The organism is Bradyrhizobium sp. UFLA05-108 (assembly GCF_059803455.1).
Map to the genome: position 1 here is coordinate 92,668 of NZ_JBANAZ010000012.1, position 18,367 is coordinate 111,034.

At 65.2% G+C, this 18,367-nt stretch carries 19 protein-coding genes and 1 other RNA gene; 12 read left to right on the plus strand and 8 right to left on the minus strand.

Annotation, left to right across the window (positions count from 1 at the left end; translation table 11 throughout):
* Window positions 1-26 precede the first annotated feature (26 nt).
* The 4 genes from SO140_RS11840 to dapE all read left to right on the plus strand — a co-directional run bounded on the left by SO140_RS11840 (window position 27) and on the right by dapE (window position 4,269).
* A complete protein-coding gene (locus SO140_RS11840; protein WP_449378267.1) occupies window positions 27-1,013 on the plus strand; it encodes a DUF1036 domain-containing protein in 987 nt (328 codons plus the stop codon).
* A gap of 204 nt (window positions 1,014-1,217) precedes the next feature.
* Window positions 1,218-1,913, plus strand: a complete 696-nt coding sequence (locus tag SO140_RS11845; RefSeq protein ID WP_449378216.1) for a pyrimidine 5'-nucleotidase — start codon at window positions 1,218-1,220, stop codon at window positions 1,911-1,913.
* Window positions 1,914-2,005: 92 nt separating this feature from the next.
* Window positions 2,006-2,851, plus strand: a complete 846-nt coding sequence (gene dapD / locus SO140_RS11850; protein WP_449378217.1) for a 2,3,4,5-tetrahydropyridine-2,6-dicarboxylate N-succinyltransferase — start codon at window positions 2,006-2,008, stop codon at window positions 2,849-2,851.
* 251 nt (window positions 2,852-3,102) lie between these two features.
* Window positions 3,103-4,269 (plus strand): succinyl-diaminopimelate desuccinylase, encoded by a 1,167-nt coding sequence (gene dapE / locus SO140_RS11855; protein WP_449378218.1) that lies wholly within the window; start codon window positions 3,103-3,105, stop codon window positions 4,267-4,269.
* 182 nt (window positions 4,270-4,451) lie between these two features.
* Here dapE and truA read toward each other — a convergent pair whose 3' ends face one another.
* From truA to def, 3 genes are all read right to left on the minus strand, one after another.
* Complete coding sequence (gene truA, locus SO140_RS11860; RefSeq protein WP_449378219.1) at window positions 4,452-5,189, minus strand: tRNA pseudouridine(38-40) synthase TruA; 738 nt, start codon at window positions 5,187-5,189, stop codon at window positions 4,452-4,454.
* Between the two features lie 115 nt (window positions 5,190-5,304).
* The gene (gene fmt, locus SO140_RS11865) at window positions 5,305-6,240 is read right to left on the minus strand and encodes a methionyl-tRNA formyltransferase (protein WP_449378220.1); all 936 of its coding nucleotides are present in this window, start codon (window positions 6,238-6,240) and stop codon (window positions 5,305-5,307) included.
* Between the two features lie 137 nt (window positions 6,241-6,377).
* Complete coding sequence (gene def, locus SO140_RS11870) at window positions 6,378-6,905, minus strand: peptide deformylase (protein ID WP_449378221.1); 528 nt, start codon at window positions 6,903-6,905, stop codon at window positions 6,378-6,380.
* A gap of 170 nt (window positions 6,906-7,075) precedes the next feature.
* Here def and SO140_RS11875 point away from each other — a divergent pair, with 170 nt between their 5' ends.
* From SO140_RS11875 to SO140_RS11885, 3 genes are all read left to right on the plus strand, one after another.
* Window positions 7,076-8,272 carry a DNA recombination protein RmuC gene (locus SO140_RS11875; RefSeq protein ID WP_449378222.1) on the plus strand — a complete coding sequence of 399 codons (1,197 nt, stop codon included), beginning with the start codon at window positions 7,076-7,078 and terminating at the stop codon, window positions 8,270-8,272.
* Window positions 8,273-8,350: 78 nt separating this feature from the next.
* The gene (locus SO140_RS11880; protein ID WP_449378223.1) at window positions 8,351-8,653 is read left to right on the plus strand and encodes a GIY-YIG nuclease family protein; all 303 of its coding nucleotides are present in this window, start codon (window positions 8,351-8,353) and stop codon (window positions 8,651-8,653) included.
* Window positions 8,654-8,739: 86 nt separating this feature from the next.
* Window positions 8,740-10,113, plus strand: a complete 1,374-nt coding sequence (locus tag SO140_RS11885; protein ID WP_449378224.1) for an AmpG family muropeptide MFS transporter — start codon at window positions 8,740-8,742, stop codon at window positions 10,111-10,113.
* Window positions 10,114-10,252: 139 nt separating this feature from the next.
* Here the strand turns inward: SO140_RS11885 and SO140_RS11890 are convergent, their stop codons facing one another.
* From SO140_RS11890 to ffs, 5 genes are all read right to left on the minus strand, one after another.
* A complete protein-coding gene (locus SO140_RS11890) occupies window positions 10,253-10,684 on the minus strand; it encodes a hypothetical protein (RefSeq protein ID WP_449378225.1) in 432 nt (143 codons plus the stop codon).
* A gap of 30 nt (window positions 10,685-10,714) precedes the next feature.
* Window positions 10,715-11,317 carry a recombination mediator RecR gene (recR, locus tag SO140_RS11895; RefSeq protein ID WP_284271008.1) on the minus strand — a complete coding sequence of 201 codons (603 nt, stop codon included), beginning with the start codon at window positions 11,315-11,317 and terminating at the stop codon, window positions 10,715-10,717.
* Window position 11,318: 1 nt separating this feature from the next.
* Window positions 11,319-11,639, minus strand: a complete 321-nt coding sequence (locus SO140_RS11900; protein ID WP_449378226.1) for a YbaB/EbfC family nucleoid-associated protein — start codon at window positions 11,637-11,639, stop codon at window positions 11,319-11,321.
* A gap of 26 nt (window positions 11,640-11,665) precedes the next feature.
* Window positions 11,666-13,504 carry a DNA polymerase III subunit gamma/tau gene (locus tag SO140_RS11905; RefSeq protein WP_449378227.1) on the minus strand — a complete coding sequence of 613 codons (1,839 nt, stop codon included), beginning with the start codon at window positions 13,502-13,504 and terminating at the stop codon, window positions 11,666-11,668.
* Window positions 13,505-13,598: 94 nt separating this feature from the next.
* Window positions 13,599-13,695: signal recognition particle sRNA small type (ffs, locus tag SO140_RS11910), an RNA gene on the minus strand.
* Window positions 13,696-13,873: 178 nt separating this feature from the next.
* Here ffs and SO140_RS11915 point away from each other — a divergent pair.
* The 5 genes from SO140_RS11915 to SO140_RS11935 all read left to right on the plus strand — a co-directional run bounded on the left by SO140_RS11915 (window position 13,874) and on the right by SO140_RS11935 (window position 18,308).
* A complete protein-coding gene (locus SO140_RS11915; protein ID WP_449378228.1) occupies window positions 13,874-14,734 on the plus strand; it encodes a transporter substrate-binding domain-containing protein in 861 nt (286 codons plus the stop codon).
* A gap of 217 nt (window positions 14,735-14,951) precedes the next feature.
* Window positions 14,952-15,614, plus strand: a complete 663-nt coding sequence (locus SO140_RS11920; protein WP_254110009.1) for an amino acid ABC transporter permease — start codon at window positions 14,952-14,954, stop codon at window positions 15,612-15,614.
* Window positions 15,611-16,429 carry an amino acid ABC transporter ATP-binding protein gene (locus SO140_RS11925; protein ID WP_449378229.1) on the plus strand — a complete coding sequence of 273 codons (819 nt, stop codon included), beginning with the start codon at window positions 15,611-15,613 and terminating at the stop codon, window positions 16,427-16,429. Before SO140_RS11920 ends, SO140_RS11925 begins: the two co-directional genes overlap by 4 nt.
* Entirely contained in the window at window positions 16,429-17,184 is a 756-nt protein-coding gene (locus SO140_RS11930) for an SDR family NAD(P)-dependent oxidoreductase (protein ID WP_449378230.1), read from the plus strand. The genes SO140_RS11925 and SO140_RS11930 overlap by 1 nt, the downstream gene beginning before the upstream one ends.
* On the plus strand, window positions 17,181-18,308 hold the full coding sequence (locus SO140_RS11935; protein WP_449378231.1) for a muconate cycloisomerase family protein: 1,128 nt from the start codon (window positions 17,181-17,183) through the stop codon (window positions 18,306-18,308). The genes SO140_RS11930 and SO140_RS11935 overlap by 4 nt, the downstream gene beginning before the upstream one ends.
* Window positions 18,309-18,367: the final 59 nt, after the last annotated feature.

Consider the following 18,367-nt stretch of genomic DNA (forward strand, 5'->3'; position numbering starts at 1 on the left):
GTCGCTCTCCCCTCACTCGCTTCCTGATGACCCTGCCGACAGCGGCTTTGTCTTTCTTCTTCTCCTCCGCCCCGGCTCTCGCCGACCTCAAGATCTGCAACCGCATGTCCTATGTCGTGGAAGCCGCGATCGGCATCGACGACAAGGCGGCGACCGCGACGCGCGGCTGGTTCCGGATCGATCCCGCCACCTGCCGCGTGGTGGTGCAGGGCACGCTGACCGCCGACCGTATCCTGCTCAACGCCCGCGCGCTCGGCGTCTATGGCGCCTCGCCGATCCCGCAGAACGGCAGCGACATGCTGTGCATCGCGCAGGAGAATTTCGTGATCGCCGCCGCGCGCCAATGCCGCAGCGGGCAAACGCAAGCCGCCTTCACCCAGGTGACGCCGACCCAGGGCGACGACGGCAACCTCATCGCCTATCTGGCCGAGGACTCAGAGTATGACGACGAGCAGGCCCGGCTCGCCGGCATCCAGCGGCTGCTGGCGATCGCCGGCTATGACGCCGGCGCGATCGACGGCGTCGACGGGCCGAAGACGCAATCAGCGCTCGCCGCTTTCCTCAGGAGCCGCGGACTGCCGTCCGACGTCGTGCAGTCGCCCAACCTCTTCAAGACCATGGTTGACGCGGTGCAGACACCGTCAACGAGCGGCCTGACCTGGTGCAACGACACCCCGCACAGGGTGATGGCGGCGGTCGCGACCGACGACGGCAAGGCCGTGACGAGCCGCGGCTGGTACCGCATCGATCCCGGCAAGTGCCTGCATCCTGACGTCGCCGGCCAGCCGAAACAGATTTTCAGCTTTGCGGAAGCCGTCGACGCCGACAACCGCACCATCAAGCTGAAGGACAAGCCGCTGAACTGGGGCGGCGAGAAGCAGCTTTGCACGCGCGAGACCAAGTTCGAAACCAACGAGCAGGCCGATTGTGGAGCGCGAGGATTTGCGGCGTCGGGATTTGGCGCGGTGGACATGAGCAGCGGCGGCAAGACGCTGCGCTTTGCGATGCCGTGATGGTGTTGATGGGATGATGACGACGACGCCACACACTCCGTCGTCGTCCTGGCGAAAGCCAGGACCCACTACCCCAGGATTGGGTTTGGCGAAGAACGACGACCAGAGTGCCCCATCGATAAATCACGCGGTATGGGTCTTGGCTTTCGCCAGGACGACGATTGAGCGCAGAGCGCCGCCGCGGTCAACGGATAGAGATTTGTGATGACCCCACCCCGCCCCTTCACCCATATCGACACCTGGGTGTTCGATCTCGACAACACGCTCTACCCGCATCACGTCAACCTGTGGCAGCAGGTCGATGCGCGGATCGGTGAGTTCGTTTGCAGTTGGCTGAACGTGACGGCTGAGGAAGCCCGCAATATCCAGAAGGACTATTACCGCCGCTTCGGCACCACCATGCGCGGCATGATGACACTGCATGGCGTGCGCGCCGACGACTACCTCGCCTATGTGCACAAGATCGACCACTCGCCGCTGGAGCCGAACCCGGCGCTCGGCGAGGCCATCGCGAAGCTTCCGGGGCGCAAGCTGATCCTGACCAACGGCTCGGTCGACCACGTCGATGCCGTGCTGTCACGGCTCGGCCTCGCCACGCACTTCGATGCGGTGTTCGACATCATCGCGGCCGAATTCGAGCCGAAGCCGGCGCGGCAGACCTACCAGAAATTCCTGAGCCAGCACGCGGTCGATCCGACCCGGGCCGCGATGTTCGAGGACCTCGCCCGCAACCTCACCGTTCCGCACGAGCTCGGCATGACCACGGTGCTGGTGGTGCCCGACGGCACGAAGGAAGTGGTCCGCGAGGACTGGGAACTGGAAGGCCGCGACGCCGCCCATGTCGACCATGTCACGGATGATCTGGCGGGGTTCTTGGCGAGGCTGTCGCCGAAATCGTAGCCCGGCTGAGTATGCCTTGACTCCGCGGGCCCGAATCCCGAAAAAGCGTCCCAATTCATCACGCATCTCCGTCTTCCCGAGAGGAAATCCCGATGTCCCTCCAAGCCCTCGAATCCACCATCAACGGCGCCTTCGATGCGCGTGACGGCATCTCGACCTCCACCAAGGGCGAAGTTCGCGAGGCCGTGGATCATGCGCTGGAGATTCTGGACAAGGGCGAGGCGCGCGTCGCCGAGCGTGAGGCCAGCGGCAAGTGGAAGGTCAATCAGTGGCTGAAGAAGGCGGTGCTGCTCTCCTTTCGCCTCAACGACATGAGTGCCATTCCCGGTGGTCCCGGCAAGGCCTCCTGGTGGGACAAGGTGCCCTCGAAGTTCGACGGCTGGGGCGAGAACCGGTTTCGCGACGCCGGCTTCCGTGCCGTGCCCGGCGCGATCGTGCGCCGCTCGGCCTTCATCGCGCGCAACGTCGTGTTGATGCCGTCCTTCGTCAATCTCGGCGCTTACGTCGATGAGGCGACCATGATCGACACCTGGTCGACCGTCGGCTCTTGCGCGCAGATCGGCAAGCGCGTGCACATCTCCGGCGGCGTCGGCATCGGCGGCGTGCTCGAGCCGCTGCAGGCCGAGCCCGTCATCATCGAGGACGACTGCTTCATCGGCGCGCGCAGCGAGGTTGCCGAGGGCGTCATCGTGCGCAAGGGCGCGGTGCTGGCCATGGGCGTGTTCCTGGGCGCTTCGACCAAGATCGTGGACCGCGAGACCGGAGAGGTCTTCGTCGGCGAAGTGCCGGAATATTCGGTGGTGGTGCCGGGTGCGCTGCCCGGCAAGCCGATGAAGAACGGCCAGATCGGCCCAAGCACCGCCTGCGCGGTGATCATGAAGCGCGTCGACGAGCGCACGCGATCGAAGACCAGCATCAACGAGCTGCTGCGGGATTGATCTGCGTCTCCAAGGTCGTCCTGGCGAAAGCCAGGACCCGTACCGCGGAATCCCTCGTTGCGGATCGTCGAAGTACCGGGCAACGAATCTTCGCCAAACTACGCCCTGTGGTAATGGGTCCCGGCCTGCGCCGGGACGACGCCGATATCGGAATCGGCTCGCGCGTCGCAGCCCTGGGACCAGCAGAGCGAGCTCGAATTTGTCCCGCCCAGCGCTAGCCCGCCCAGCGGCATGCATGTTAAGCGGGGGTCATGACCGATGCCCTGTCCATTGCCCGCGATCTCATCCGCTGTCCCTCGGTAACGCCGGCCGATGCCGGTGCGCTCGGGGTGCTCGAAAGGCTCCTCACTGAGGCCGGCTTCACCTGCCATCGCGTGACCTTCTCCGAAGCAGGCTTTGCCGATGTCGACAATCTCTACGCGCGGATCGGCAGCGAAGGTCCGCATATCACCTTTGCCGGCCACACCGACGTGGTGCCGCCGGGTGATGAAAGCGCCTGGAGCGTCGGTGCGTTCTCCGGCGAGGTGAAGGACGGCGTCCTGCACGGCCGCGGCGCGGTCGACATGAAGGGCGGCATCGCCTGCTCGGTTGCAGCGGTGCTGGAGCATCTCGCTGCGAACGGCGGCAAGGCGCGCACTGACGGCAAGGGCTCGATCTCCTTCCTGATCACGGGCGACGAGGAAGACGTCTCGATCAACGGCACGATCAAGCTGTTGAAGTGGGCCGCGGCGCGCGGCGAGACGTTCGATCATTGCGTGCTCGGCGAGCCCTCCAATGTCGAGACACTCGGCGACACCATCAAGGTCGGCCGCCGCGGCTCGCAATCCGGCACGCTCCATGTCGAGGGACGGCAAGGCCACGTCGCCTACCCACACCGCGCGTCCAATCCGGTGCCTGATATCTCCCGGCTGATCGTGGCGATCTCGGAGGAGCCGCTGGACCATGGCAGCGCGCAATTCCAGGCCTCCAACCTGGAATTCACTTCCGTCGACGTCGGCAACTCCGCCTACAACGTGATCCCCGGCCAGGCCCGCGCCAAGTTCAACATCCGCTACAACGACAACCACACGCAGGCGAGCCTGCGTGAGCTGGTCGAGACGCGGCTGACCAAAGCCTGCGGCAACCGCATCCGCGCGCACATCGCCTGGGAGCCTTCGAACTCCAACGTGTTCGTCACCAAGCCCGGCCCGTTCACCGATCTCGCGGTCTCCGCGATCGAGGAGGTGACGGGACGCAAGCCCGAGCTGTCGACATCAGGCGGCACCTCGGATGCGCGCTTCATTTCCAGCTATTGCCCGGTGATCGAATTTGGCCTCGTCGGCCAGACCATGCACCAGGTCGACGAACGCGTAACGGTGGCGGACCTGGAGAAGCTGACGAAGGTCTATCGCGGGATTTTGACGCGGTATTTCGCTTAGGGCTTCCGCTGCCGCCGTTCACTCCGCCGTCGCCTCCCACTCCGCTGTCATCGTCCGCGAAGGCGGACGATCCAGTATTCCAGAGACAGCGACGAATACGGAGGAGCCGCGGCGTACTGGATTCCCCGCCTTCGCGGGGAATGACAATGGAGAGCGTGGCAAGAGCCTCAGTCGCTCGTCGCTTAGTAATCCACCCGCACCAGATACAGCCCCTGCGGCGGGGCGACGATGCCGCAGGCGGCGCGGTTGCGGGCGGCGAGCGCCGCGGAGAGGTCATCGGCGCTCCAGCGGCCTTCGCCGACCCAGACCAGCGAGCCGACCATCGAGCGGACCTGGCTGTGCAGGAAAGAGCGCGCCGAGGTGAGGATCGTCACCTCGCGCCCGTCGCGCAGCACGTCGAGCTGGTCGAGCGTCTTCTCCGGCGATTTGGCCTGGCACTCGGTATCGCGAAAGGTCGTGAAATCGTGCTTGCCGATCAGGCGCTGTGCGGCCGCGTGCATGGCGTCGGTGTCGAGCCGGCGCGCCACGCGCCAGGCATGGCCGGCATCGAGCGCGAGGTTGGCGCGCGTGTTGACGATCCGATAGCGGTAGTGGCGCTTGATGGCCGAGAAGCGCGCCTCGAAAGTTTCCGGCACGATCTCAGCTTCGAGCACCGCGATCGGAGCGGGGCGCAGATGCGCGTTCAGGCCATCGCGAAGGCGATCCGGCGCAAAGGGCTTTTCGATATCGACATGCGCGACCTGGCCAAGTGCATGCACGCCGGCATCGGTGCGGCCGGCGCCGTGCACGCGCACCGCCCTGCCGCACATTGCCTTCACGGCCATCTCGAGTGCGCCCTGCACGGAAGGCAGCGTCTCCTGCACCTGCCAGCCGCAGAACGGCGCGCCGTCATATTCGATGGTGAGCTTGTAGCGGGGCATTTTTCCCGGTGTCATCGTCCGCGCAGGCGGACGATCCAGTACGCCGTGACGGTTCGGTCCAATTTTCAAGTGCCTCGGCGTACTGGATACCCTGCCTTCGCGGGGTATGACAGTGTCAGGTGAATTTCGCACCCGCCTTCAGCGGCACGCCGCGCAAGAAGTCCGCAGCCTGCATCCGCGCCTTGCCCTCGCGCTGCAGCTCGATGATGCGGATCGCACCCTCGCCGCAGGCGATCGTGAGGAGGTCGTCGAGCACCTCGCCCGGCGCACCCGAGCCTTTTGCTAGCTCACAGCGCAGGATTTTGACGCGGGCGTTCTCGGTCACGCCAGTGAGCTCGCTCCAGGCGCCGGGAAACGGCGACAAGCCGTGGATGTGGCGTAGGACCGCGCGCGCCGGCTTGCTCCAGTCGATCCGCGCCTCGGCCTTGTCGATCTTGGCCGCATAGGTGACGCCGTCCTCGCTCTGCTTCTTGAGCTGGAGCCCGCCGCGTTCGAGCGCGGCCACGGCGCGCACCATCAGGTCTGCGCCGAGCCGGGCGAGGCGATCGTGCAGATCGGCGGCGGTCATGGTGTCCGAGATCGCAAGACGCTCGGCCATGGCGACGTCGCCGGTGTCCAGCCCCACGTCCATCTTCATCACCATGACGCCACTCTCGGCATCACCAGCCATGATCGCGCGGTTGATCGGCGCGGCACCGCGCCAGCGTGGCAGCAGTGAGGCATGCAGATTGTAGCAGCCGAGCTTTGGGGCATCGAGGATCGCCTGCGACAGGATCATGCCGTAAGCGACCACGACGGCCGCATTGGCGTCGAATGCGCGGAATTCGTCGAGCGCTTCCGGCGTCTTCAGCGTCTTTGGTGTCAGTACGGGAATGCCGAGCTTTCGCGCGGCGTCTTCCACCGGCGTCGGTTGCAACTGCAGCCCGCGCCGCCCGCCCGGCTTCGGCGCGCGAGTGTAGACGGCCACGATCTCGTGGCCATGCGCGACGAGCTCGAGCAGCGTCGGCACGGAAAAATCGGGCGTGCCCATGAAGATGAGGCGGAGAGGCATGGGGCGAGACAATCCTCAGAACGAGCAAGGTACTCGTCATGGCCGGGCTTGTCCCGGCCATCCACGCCCTTCTTGCTCGCGGAGCGAAGAACGTGGATGCCCGGCACAAGGCCGGGCATGACGGCGGAGGAGGCGCCTCACTCCACCGCGCGCTTGGCGGCTTTCTCGAACTTCTTGAACACGCGGTCGCGCTTGAGCTTCGACAAATAGTCGACGAACAGCACGCCATTGAGATGGTCGATCTCGTGCTGGATGCAGGTGGCGTAGAGCCCTTCGGCATCCTCCTCGTGCAGCTTGCCGTCGAGATCGATGAAGCGCACCCGCACCTTCGCAGGCCGCTCGACCTCCTCGTAATATTCGGGGATCGACAGACAGCCTTCCTCGTAGACCGACAGCTCCTCGGATGAGGCGACGATCTCCGGATTGATGAAGACGCGCGGCTCTCGCGCGGTCTCGCCGTTCTCGTCACGCTTGGCGAGGTCCATGGTGATGAGGCGCAGGGGTTGCGCGACCTGGATCGCCGCAAGCCCGATGCCGGGCGCGTCGTACATGGTCTCGAACATGTCGTCGGCAAGCTTGCGGATCTCCGCCGTGACCTTCTCGATCGGCTTGGAGACCAGACGCAACTGCTTGTCGGGCAGGATGATGATTTCTCTTAGGGCCATGGCGGCGATTTAAGCCGGCCGCCCGATGCGGTCAATGTGGCCGGGAACACCGTTAAAGGTTCGCTAACCATAAAAATTAGGCTTCCGTTAACCATAAAAATTCACTGCTGGTTAACCATAAATGTTCCCTCTTCGTTCGCGCGCTCTCGCGAATCGGCTAGAAGGACTACATGAACGAGATCATTTTTACCGCTGGCGACTGGCCGGTGCGCACCGTGGATGCGCTGATCGGCTTCGGTGTGCTGGCCCTCATCCTGCTCCTCGTGATCGCCATCGTGATTGCGCGCGGCTCGCGGCGGGGCGCGGAACTCGCCATGGCCCAGACCATCCGGGCCGACGAGCTGGAGGAGCGCCTGAGCCAGATGCTGCACGCCCAGAGCGAGGCGTCGGGCCGCGTCGACGCCATGGCGCAGGCGCTCGCCGGCCGCCAGGCCGAGATGGCGCGCGCGGTCAACGAGCGGCTGGATTCGGTCACCCATCGCGTCGGCCAGTCCATGGAGCATACGACCCGCAACACCATGGAGAGCCTGCGGGCGCTGCACGAGCGGCTCGGGATCATCGACAGCGCGCATAAGAACCTCACCGACCTGACCACGCAGGTGACGACCTTGCGCGACGTGCTCGCCAACAAGCAGTCGCGCGGCGCGTTCGGCCAGGCGCGGATGGAAGCGATCGTCCAGGACGGGCTGCCGAAGGGCTCCTACGAGTTCCAGTTCACGCTCTCGACCGGCAAGCGGCCCGACTGCGTGGTGTTCCTGCCCGACCAGCGCCCGCTCTGCATCGACGCCAAATTTCCGCTGGAGGCGATGACTGCGCTGCACGACGCGCGCACCGACGAGGAGCGGCGCATCGCCACGCAGCGGCTGCGCGGCGACGTGATGAAGCATGTCAGCGACATCTCCGAAAAATATCTCGTCACCGGCGAGACCCAGGAGATGGCGCTGATGTTCGTGCCGTCGGAGTCGGTCTATGCCGAAATCCACGATGGCTTCGACGACGTGATCCAGAAGGCCTATCGCGCCCGCGTCGTGCTGGTGTCGCCCTCGCTGCTGATGCTCGCAATCCAGGTCATGCAGCAGATCATGAAGGACGCGCGCATGCGCGACGCCGCCGACCAGATCCGTACCGAGGTGATCAAGCTCGGCGACGATCTCGGTCGCCTGCGCGATCGCGTGCTGAAACTGCAGAAGCACTTTGCCGACGTGAACGAGGACGTGCGCCAGGTCCTGATCTCGGCCGACAAGATCGAGAAGCGCGCCGGCCGCATCGAGGAGCTCGATTTCAGCAAGACTGACGCGCCGGAGGGGCCGCGGCTCGTCGCAAGCGGCCCAGAGCTGTTCCCGCGCAAGCTGCAAGCGGGGGAGTGATCGTCTTAGATGAAGTAACCTGCCGCCCGCTGTCGTCGCCCGGCTTGACCGGGCGACCCAGTATCCCAGAGACGTCAGATGAGCGCACGCTGCTACTACGTCTACATTCTGGCCAGCAAGATCGGTGGAACGCTTTATATCGGTGTGACAAATGATTTGGTCCGCCGGGTGGCCGAGCACAGGCTGAAATTGGTCGAGAGCTTTACGAAGGAATACGACGTCCTGAAGCTGGTCTATTTCGAGCAGTTCGATGATCCCGAGAATGCGATCAAGCGGGAGAAGCGCCTCAAGAAATGGAAGCGCGCATGGAAGATCGCGCTGATCGAAAAGGACAATCCCGACTGGAACGATCTCTACCCGGGGATCGCTGGTCCTCCATAACTGCGGTCTCTGGAATACTGGGTCGCCCGGTCAAGCCGGGCGACGACACCTCACTTGTGGCCGTCAGAATCTGCTAACACCCCTCCATGACCGCACCTGACGCGACTTCCGGAACCGCTCCCGCGACTACCGATGCTCCCGCCACTTCCTGGCGCGAGAGCCTGGCCGTGTACCTGCAGCCGCGGGTGCTGATCGTGCTGTTTCTCGGCTTCTCCTCCGGCCTGCCGCTGGCGCTGTCGGGCTCGACGCTGCTGGTGTGGATGCGGGAGTCCGGCGTCGATCTCGGGACCATCGGGCTGTTTGCGCTGGTCGGCACGCCCTATACGCTGAAGTTTATCTGGGCACCGCTGGTGGATGCGCTGCATGTGCCGCTGTTCACCCGCGCCTTCGGGCGCCGCCGCGGCTGGCTGCTGTTCTCGCAGCTCTTGCTGATCATCTCGATCCTGCTGCTGGCGCTGACCGATCCTGCGCGCTCGCCGTTCTTCGTCGCGCTCGGCGCCTTGCTGGTGGCAACGACGTCCTCGACACAGGACATCGTGGTCGACGCCTTCCGCGTCGAGAGCCTGCCCGAGAGCGAGCAGGCGGCCGGCATGGCGTCCTATGTGGCGGCCTATCGCATCGGCATGCTGGTCTCGACCGCAGGCGCGCTGTTCATCGTATCCGGCTTCGAAAGCACCGGCATTCCGAAGCCGTCCGCGTGGATGTGGGGCTATGTGGTGATGGCGGCGATGGTGCTGATCGGCACGATCACCGCGCTGCTCGCCACTGAGCCCGCACAATCGGCAAAGGCGGAGGCCGCAACGCAGACCGAGACGGCATTCGCGCGCGTCCTGCACGCCGCGATCGGCGCCTTCTCGGAATTTCTGTCGCGCAAGGATGCGTTCGCTGCGCTCGCTTTCGTGGTGCTGTTCAAGTTCACCGATGCATTCTCCGGCACCATGACGGCCCCGTTCGTGATCGACCTCGGCTTCTCCCGCAACGACTATGCCGCGATCGTGAAGGGCGTCGGCCTTGCCGCGACTCTGATCGGCGGTTTTGCCGGCGGTTTCGTCGCGCGGCGCTATTCGCTGGCAACGAGCCTGTGGATCGGCGGCGTGGTGCAGGCGATTGCCAACCTGTCCTTCTCATGGCTTGCGCTGGTCGGCACCAACCAATGGGCGCTCGCCTTTGCGATCACCTGCGAGAACTTCACCAGCGCCATCGGCACCGTGATCTTCGTCGCCTATCTCTCCGCGCTGTGCCAGAACCCGCTGCACACGGCGACGCAATATGCGCTGCTCACCGCGCTGGCCGCGGTCGGGCGCACCTATCTGTCGTCAGGCGCCGGCTTCGTGGCGAAGATGACGGGATGGCCGCTGTTCTTCATGATCTGCGTGGTGGTCGCGGTGCCGAGCCTGATCCTGCTCGCATATTTGCAGAAGCGCGGACATTTCGAGACGCTGGGGCCGGTCAGGGTGTAGCGCTGCGGTGGCCGCCGTAGGGTGGGCAAAGCTGAGCGTGCCCACCTCTTCTGTTGCAATCGTGCAAAGATGGTGGGCACGGCGCAAGCGCGCCTTTGCCCACCCTACGGCAGCTGCCTTCGCGGCGAGCCGCCCCCAACTACTTCTTCACCAGGCTCCACTTCGTGATCACGGCTTCGCTCATCTGGCCGGGATCGCTGGCGCAGGTGACTTCGTCGACCTTCACGGAAATTTCCTTGCCGACGAATGATTTCAGCTGCGTGGCCTGCGCGTCACTGGAGGTGACGAGCTGGAATGTCTCGGGACCGGTCTCGAGATTGCACAACCCGCTCGGCGCCGGCAGGCGGCGTGGCTCGGACGTGATCTGGTAGGTCGCAACCTTCTTGCCATTCTTGACGTCGCGCACGCGCATGGTGTTCAGCTCGCCGGAGAGCACCTCGCCGTTGCTGATCGGCTTGCCGGGCTTTGACGGCGGGGGCGCCTCATCCTCCTGTTGCGCGGAGACGGCCGGCGTCACCAGCGTCATCATCGTCGCGACCAAAGCCAACCGTCTGGCGAATCGTTTCGTCATGTCGTCCGTTCCGTCGTCTTAAGGGAATAGCTAGAACAGGGTCCGCTGCCGCATTGCTGCCGATAGCGTACCTTCATCGAGATAATCAAGTTCTCCGCCAACCGGCACGCCATGGGCGAGCCGCGTCACCTTGACGTTGGCGTCCTGGAGCAGGTCAGTGATGTAATGCGCCGTGGTCTGGCCGTCCACCGTCGCGTTCAGCGCCAAGATGATCTCGTGTACCTGCGGATCATGCGCGCGGGCGACCAGCGCGTCGATGGTGAGGTCCTGCGGTCCGACGCCGTCGAGCGGCGACAATGTCGCGCCAAGCACGTGATAGCGCCCTTGCGTCGCATTGGCCCGCTCCAGCGCCCAGAGATCGGCGACGTCGGCGACCACGACGATGATGGCGCCATCGCGCCGCGGGTCGGTGCAGACCGTGCAGGGACTTTGCGTATCGATATTGCCGCAGGTCTTGCACACCTGGACCTTGTCGAGCGCGACCTGCAAGGCGGCGGAGAGTGGCATCATCAGCGCTTCGCGCTTCTTGATCAGATGCAGCGCGGCGCGCCGCGCCGAGCGCGGCCCCAAACCGGGCAGCCGCGCCAGAAGCTGGATCAGGCGTTCGATCTCGGGACCGGCAACGGCTCCCATGTCACTGGCCGAACAGGCCCGGCGGCAGGCCGAGTCCGCCGGTGAGCGCCTGCATCTTCTCCTGCATGGCGGCTTCCGCCTTGCGGCGCGCATCGCCCAATGCGGTGACGAGCAGATCCTCCAGCACCTCGCGCTCCTCGGCCTTCATCAGCGAGGGATCGATCCTGACGCCCTTGACGTCCATCTTCGCGGTCATGCGCACCGCAACCAGGCCGCCGCCGGATATGCCCTCGACCTCGACATTGCCGAGCTCGTCCTGCATCGCCTGCATCTTGGATTGCAGCTGCGCCGCCTGCTTCATCATGCCGAGAAAATCAGCCATGGGTGTTCGTCCTTGGAAAGATAGGCTCAGAGATCGTCGTCGCCGTCGGAACCGTCGGGCGGATCGTCACTGCCATAGTCGGCGTTAATATTGGATTCCGGCGTCTCGGGGGCAAGCCTGCGGACCTCGACCACCTTGGCGCCGGGGAAGCGCGACAGCACCTCCTGCACCCGTGGATCGGCCTCGGCGGTCCGCGCGTGCTCCTGCTTGGCGGCCTGGTTGACCGAGCGCAGCGTCGGCTGGCCCTGCTCGTTGGACACGATCACCGTCCAGCGGCGACCGGTCCAGAGCTCGAATTTGCGCGCCAGCTCGGAAATCATGGTCTTGGAGGCGTTGGGCTCGAGCGCAACCTCCAGCCGGCCCTCCTCGAAACGGACGAGGCGCATATCGGCTTCGAGCGCGCCCTTGGTCATGAGGTCGCGCTTCTGGCCGGCGAGCGCGACGAGCTGGGTAAAGCTCGTGATACGCAGCGCGGGCGCCGAGCCCTGAGTCTCCGGCGCGGGCGCTGCCATTTGCGGCCGCGCACCACCACCGAACGAGGACGGCGACGACGGCGCGCGCACCGGCGCCGCCGAGGCAACCGGCGCGGTCGGCGTACTGCGCGCAGCGCTTCCGCCGCTCACGATCGGCGAACCACCACCGTTCTGTTCCAGCATCCTGATCGCTTCGTCCGGCGTCGGCAGGTCGGCGACATAGGCGATGCGGACCAGCACCATCTCCGCGGCGGCTGCCGGGCGCGTTGCGGCCTGCACCTCGGTGATGCCCTTGAGCAGCATCTGCCACATCCGCGACAAGACGCGCATCGAGATCTTCGACGCAAAGTCGCGCGCGCGCAGCCGCTCGGTCTCGCCATAGGCGACGTTGTCGGCGGTGGCCGGCACGATCTTGACGCGGGTGACGAAGTTGACGAACTCGGCGAGATCCGAGAGCACGACGATCGGATCGGCACCGGTGTCGTACTGGTCGCGGAACTCCTTGAAGGCTGACGCGATGTCGGCGCGGACCAGCGAATCGAAGAGGTCGATGACGCGGGTGCGGTCGGCAAGCCCCAGCATCTGCCGCACGGCGTCGGCCTTCACCTGGCCGGCCGCATGCGCGATCGCCTGGTCGAGCAGCGACAGCGAATCGCGCACGGAACCTTCCGCCGCGCGGGCGATGATGCCGAGCGCCTCCGGCTCGATCTCGACGCCTTCCTTCGCGGCGATGTTGGCAAGGTGCTTCATCAGCACGTCGGCCTCGACCCGGCGCAGGTCGAAGCGCTGACAGCGCGACAGCACCGTGACCGGAACCTTGCGGATCTCGGTGGTCGCGAACACGAACTTGGCGTGCTCCGGCGGCTCCTCCAGCGTCTTCAGGAAGGCGTTGAACGCCGCCGTCGACAGCATGTGGACTTCGTCGATGATGTAGACCTTGTAGCGGGCGCTGGCCGGCGCATAGCGCACGCTGTCGTTGATCTGGCGGACGTCATCAACGCCGGTGTGCGACGCGGCGTCCATCTCCAGCACGTCCATGTGCCGGCTTTCCATGATGGCCTGGCAATGCACGCCGAGCGTCGGCATGTGGATGGTCGGGCCCTTCACCGAGCCGTCTGGCATCTCGTAGTTGAGCGCGCGGGCGAGGATGCGCGCGGTGGTGGTCTTGCCGACGCCGCGGACGCCGGTGAGGATCCAGGCCTGCGGAATACGCCCGGTTTCGAACGCATTGGAGACGGTGCGGACCACGGCCTCCTGGCCGATCAGATCGTCAAAGCTGGAGGGACGGTATTTGCGCGCCAGCACCCGGTACGGCGTTCCCGGCTGGGCGCCGAGCGCAAAGCCAGCCTGGCTGGCGCTGTCAGGATCGGTGGGGGCGCCAGCGTCGGTCATCGGTCGATCCGCAATGAAATCTCTCTCGGCCGGCTTTTGCGGAAAGGAGCGCGCTGGCGGGGAGTCCCGCCGGCGCAATTCGCTCGAAAAACAGGTAGGAGACTGACGAGCGACCCGATCCGGACCTCGTTAGGGCTGCTTCCTTCCGGACCTGACCCGGTTGGCGAGTGGCTCGTCCACCGCCAATCTCCCGGTCCCTATTTGGGGCCAAAAGGGCCGGAAAGCAAGCGGGTATCGGGTCGGTATCAGCCTGCCCAGCATCCGGGCAAATCCCCGCCCAAAGCGCCAAGAGGCTGTGCTTTCGCTGACAGTGCCGCCTTGGTAAGAACGCTGCCGGAACTTCACCCAATCAGAAAAGCGATAACAAAAATGGTTACACGTCGTGATGTTGCATCGATTGTCGGGCTGGGCGCGGTCGGCGCGGCAATGGCGGCAGGCGCGGTCGCATCCCCGGCGGTGGCGCAGACGGCCCCCGATCCCAGCGAATCCACCTTCGCGCGCATCCGCCGCACCAAGAAGATGCGGATCGGCGCAGTCAATGGCGGTGCGCCCTACTACATGAAGGACCTCGCCAGCGGCCAGTGGAAGGGTTTTTACGTCGACATCGCGAAAGCGCTCGCCGACGACATGGAAGCCGAGCTCGAGATCACCGAGACGACCTGGGGCAATTCGGTGCTCGATCTGCAGTCCAACAAGATCGACATCTTCTTCGGCCTCAACCCGACGCCGAAGCGCGCGCTGGTGGTCGATTTCTCGATTCCCGTCTTCAACAACGCCTTCGGCTTCCTCGCGAAAAAGGATTTCAAGCCGAAGACCTGGGCCGAGCTGAATTCGCCCGACATCAAGATCGCCGTCGACCAGGGCTCCTCGCACGACCAGGTCGTCAGCCGCCTGATCCCGAAGGCGCAGATCTCGCGCCTGAAGACGGCGGATGACGCCACCGCCGCGCTGCAGACCGGCCGCGTCGACGCGCAGTGCCTGATCACCATGCTCTCGCTCACGGTGTTGAAGAAGAATCCCTCGCTCGGTCAGTTCGTGCTGCCGACGCCGATCTTCGCCACCACCTCGAACGCCGGCTTCCGCCGCGAGACCGACAAGACCTGGCGCGACTACGTCAACACCTGGATCGACTTCAACAAGGGCCTCGGCTTCATCCGCACCGCGATCCTCACCAACATGGAGCTCGTGGGGGTGACGGAAGCGGACATTCCGCCGGGCGTGACGTTGTAGTGTGGTGAGATTGGCTCGAGTTCGATCCGCACACTCTGCTGCGCTCCCTCTCCCGCTTGCGGGAGAGGGTTGGGGAGAGGGTATTTCCACAATGAAGAACCCCGATGAGGAGAGAGCCCTCACCCGGCGCTTCGCGCCGACCTCTCCCGCAAGCGGGAGAGGTGCAGCGAGACTGCGGCGCCAGTATTCCAAGCTTTCGACGGCTGAGTAGCGCAACATGTATCAGTGGGACTTCGGCATCCTCTGGGGCTATCGCTGGCTCTTCCTGAACGGGCTCGGCGTCACCGTCGGCTTCACCGTGGTCATCGTGCTGCTCGGGCTGCTGTTCGGCCTCATCGCCGCGCTCGCGATGCTGTCGCGCTTTGGCTGGCTGCGCGGCATTGCGCTGACCTTCGTCGAGGCGTTCCGCTGCACGCCGATCCTGGTGCAGCTGATCTGGTTCTATTACGCGCTGCCGATCCTCGCCGGCGTCGAGATGACGCCGATCACGGCTTCGGCGCTGGCACTGTCGCTCTATGGCGGCTCGTTCTATTCGGAAATCATCCGCGGCGGCATCGTCTCGATCGACAGCGGCCAGTCCGAAGCAGGCGCCGCGCTCGGCATGACGCCGCGCCAGGCCATGATGCGCATCGTCCTGCCCCAGGCGATCAAGCGCATGATCCCGGCGCTGATGAACCAGTCGATCATCCAGTTCAAGAACACCTCGCTGGTCTCGGTGCTCGCGGTGCCCGACCTCGTCTATCAGAGCCAGGTCGCCGCGCATGACAGCTACCGGCCGCTCGAGACCTACACCGCGGTGGCGCTCGCCTATGCCGCGATCCTGATTCCCCTGACCATCATCGTGCGGCGGGGCGAGAAGCGTCTGGCGGTCAGCGAATGAGCGATACGTCCAAAGATACTTGCAAGGATACTTGCAAGATCGAGATCCGCGGCTTGCGCAAAAGCTTCGGCAGCAACGAGGTGCTGAAAAACATCAACCTCGACGTCGCCAAGGGCGGCGTGGTCGCGCTGATCGGGCCGTCGGGCTCCGGCAAGTCGACGCTGCTCCGCTGCATCAACCTGCTGGTCGTGCCCGATGGCGGCAGCGTCCGTGTCGGCGAGACGCGTTTCGCATTCGGTGAAGGCGCGAAGCTGCCTGATGTGAAGACGTTGGCAAAATTCCGCGCCACCACCGGCATGGTGTTCCAGCATTTTAATCTCTTCCCGCACATGACGACCCTCCAGAACGTCATGGAGGGGCCCGTCACGGTGCGCCGCATGCCGAAGGCAGGCGCCGAGAAATTGGCGCGAGCGCAACTGGCAAAGGTCGGGCTTCTGGAAAAGGCCGATCAATATCCGGCGACACTCTCGGGCGGACAGAAGCAGCGCGTCGCTATCGCGCGGGCGCTCGCGATGGAGCCGGACGTGATGCTGTTCGATGAAGCGACCTCCGCGCTCGATCCAGAGCTCGTCGGCGAGGTGCTGGGCGTGATGCAGCAGCTCGCTTCCGAAGGCATGACCATGGTGATCGTGACGCATGAGATCGCCTTTGCCCGCGAGGTCGCGGGCCGCGTGGTGTTCATGCGCGGCGGCGTCGTGGTCGAGGACGGCCCGGCGCGGCAGGTGATCGACAGCCCGCGCGAGGCCGCGACGCGCGCCTTCCTCAGCCATTTCCACCGCACCGGCGCGTTGCCGCCGGCCACCACAGCATCCTGATGTCAGATATCGATCGCGTCTATCTCGTCACCGGTGCCGCCAGCGGTATCGGCCGCGCCACGGCAAAGCTGCTCGCCGCGCCCGGCATTGGGCTCGTTCTGCATACGCGCGCGAACGAGGACGGACTTAGGGCGAGCGCGGCGGACGCCGAAGCATGCGGTGCGGCCGTTGCAACATGTCTCGGCGATCTCGCCAATGAAGTGGCTGTGACGCTTGCATGTGCGACTGCGCATCTCAATTTTGACCGGCTTGACGGATTGATCCTGGTTGGAGGCCACGCCCGCCGCGGCAGTCCGATCGGCACGCCCGCAGATCAATTCCTGCAGGCTATGGACGAATCCGCCCTCGCCTTCACACGTTTCGTCAAGGCCGCGCTTCCGCTCCTGCGTGCAGGCCGCGATGCGCGGATTGTCGCGGTGTCGTCCTTCGTCGCACACGCAATCCGCCCTGATTTCGCGCCCTTCGCGGCAACGGCCGCGAGCCGCGCTGCACTGGAAGCCCTGGTACGGCTCACCGCGGTCGAGCTCGCCGGCGACGGCATCACTGTCAACGCGGTTGCGCCGGGCCTCATCGTCAAGGACAAGCCGAGCGAGAGCCGACTTTCACCCGAGCAGATCGCCGCAACAGAAGCATTGATCCCGATGCGCCGTCGCGGACGGCCGGAGGAAGTGGCCGAGATCATCGCCTTCCTGGCGTCACCGAAGGCATCCTATGTCACCGGCCAGGTCTGGCACGTCAATGGAGGCCTGACATGACCGAAGCGACCGTCGAGCGTCTTAGGCTGTTCCTGATCGAAAGCCCGATCAAGATGGCGCGGCTTCAGGGCGTCGGCAACGTCAAGGGCACAGTGAAGCGCGTGCTGCTCGAGCTCACCGCGAGCGACGGTGTGGTCGGCTGGGGCGAAGCGGCGCCGTGGGAGGTGTTTACGGGAACGCCGGAGGCGGCGTTCTCCGCGCTCGACATCTACTTGCGTCCGATCCTGCTCGGCAAGCCGGTGCGCCGCATCCGCGCGCTGATGGCGGAACTCGAGCGCGCGCTGGTTGGACATGCCGAAGCAAAAGTCGCAATCGAGATGGCGCTGCTCGACATCGTCGGCAAATCGGCGGGACTTTCGGTCGCCGATCTGCTCGGCGGCCGTGTGCGCGACTCGATCCCCCTCTCCTTTTCGATCGCCGATCCCGATTTCGCCGCCGACCTCGAGCGCATGCGCAAAATGGTTCCGGACGGCAACGTCATCTACAAGGTCAAGACCGGCGTGAAGCCGCATCGCGAGGACCTCGATCACCTCGCGGCGATCCGCAAGGAGTTCGGCGACAAGGTCGATCTTCGCGTCGACTACAACCAGGCCTTGGCGCCGTTCGGCGCCATCAAGATCCTGCGCGATATCGAGCAATTTTCGCCGACCTTCATCGAGCAGCCCGTGCCGCGTAGATATCTCGACGTCATGGCACAGCTCACAGCGGAGCTGGAGACACCCGTGCTCGCCGACGAGAGCTGCTTCGAGCGCCGCGACATGATGGACGTGGTGCGCCGGCAAGCTGCTGACGCCGTGTCCATCAAGCTGATGAAGGCCGGCGGCCTGTTCGAGGCGCAAGCCATCATGGCGATCGCCGATGTCGCCGGGCTGCCCGGCTATGGCGGCACGCTGTGGGAAGGCGGCATCGGGCTCGCCGCCGCCACGCAGCTCATCGCGGCAACGCCCGGCATCTCGCTTGGCTGCGAATTCTACATGCCGCACCACGTACTGACCGAGGACGTCCTGGAGGAGCGCATCCCGAACCGAGGCGGCCATGTCGTCGTGCCCGATGGTCCGGGGCTTGGCATCCGCGTCAGCGAAGCCTCAGTCCGCGCCAACGCGCGCGTGCTGGCGGAGGCGTGAGGAGCGTCGGCATGGCCGCCGGCGCCAGCCACAAACTCAATCGTCGTCCCGGGCAAGCG

Excerpts from the sequence above, each read along its gene's own strand:
- SO140_RS11840 (WP_449378267.1), top strand. The coding sequence starts at position 27 with ATGACCCTGCCGACAGCGGCTTTGTCTTTCTTCTTCTCCTCCGCCCCG.
- SO140_RS11845 (WP_449378216.1), top strand. The coding sequence starts at position 1,218 with ATGACCCCACCCCGCCCCTTCACCCATATCGACACCTGGGTGTTCGAT.
- dapD (WP_449378217.1), top strand. The coding sequence starts at position 2,006 with ATGTCCCTCCAAGCCCTCGAATCCACCATCAACGGCGCCTTCGATGCG.
- dapE (WP_449378218.1), top strand. The coding sequence starts at position 3,103 with ATGACCGATGCCCTGTCCATTGCCCGCGATCTCATCCGCTGTCCCTCG.
- truA (WP_449378219.1), bottom strand. The coding sequence starts at position 5,189 with ATGCCCCGCTACAAGCTCACCATCGAATATGACGGCGCGCCGTTCTGC.
- fmt (WP_449378220.1), bottom strand. The coding sequence starts at position 6,240 with ATGCCTCTCCGCCTCATCTTCATGGGCACGCCCGATTTTTCCGTGCCG.
- def (WP_449378221.1), bottom strand. The coding sequence starts at position 6,905 with ATGGCCCTAAGAGAAATCATCATCCTGCCCGACAAGCAGTTGCGTCTG.
- SO140_RS11875 (WP_449378222.1), top strand. The coding sequence starts at position 7,076 with ATGAACGAGATCATTTTTACCGCTGGCGACTGGCCGGTGCGCACCGTG.
- SO140_RS11880 (WP_449378223.1), top strand. The coding sequence starts at position 8,351 with ATGAGCGCACGCTGCTACTACGTCTACATTCTGGCCAGCAAGATCGGT.
- SO140_RS11885 (WP_449378224.1), top strand. The coding sequence starts at position 8,740 with ATGACCGCACCTGACGCGACTTCCGGAACCGCTCCCGCGACTACCGAT.
- SO140_RS11890 (WP_449378225.1), bottom strand. The coding sequence starts at position 10,684 with ATGACGAAACGATTCGCCAGACGGTTGGCTTTGGTCGCGACGATGATG.
- recR (WP_284271008.1), bottom strand. The coding sequence starts at position 11,317 with ATGGGAGCCGTTGCCGGTCCCGAGATCGAACGCCTGATCCAGCTTCTG.
- SO140_RS11900 (WP_449378226.1), bottom strand. The coding sequence starts at position 11,639 with ATGGCTGATTTTCTCGGCATGATGAAGCAGGCGGCGCAGCTGCAATCC.
- SO140_RS11905 (WP_449378227.1), bottom strand. The coding sequence starts at position 13,504 with ATGACCGACGCTGGCGCCCCCACCGATCCTGACAGCGCCAGCCAGGCT.
- SO140_RS11915 (WP_449378228.1), top strand. The coding sequence starts at position 13,874 with ATGGTTACACGTCGTGATGTTGCATCGATTGTCGGGCTGGGCGCGGTC.
- SO140_RS11920 (WP_254110009.1), top strand. The coding sequence starts at position 14,952 with ATGTATCAGTGGGACTTCGGCATCCTCTGGGGCTATCGCTGGCTCTTC.
- SO140_RS11925 (WP_449378229.1), top strand. The coding sequence starts at position 15,611 with ATGAGCGATACGTCCAAAGATACTTGCAAGGATACTTGCAAGATCGAG.
- SO140_RS11930 (WP_449378230.1), top strand. The coding sequence starts at position 16,429 with ATGTCAGATATCGATCGCGTCTATCTCGTCACCGGTGCCGCCAGCGGT.
- SO140_RS11935 (WP_449378231.1), top strand. The coding sequence starts at position 17,181 with ATGACCGAAGCGACCGTCGAGCGTCTTAGGCTGTTCCTGATCGAAAGC.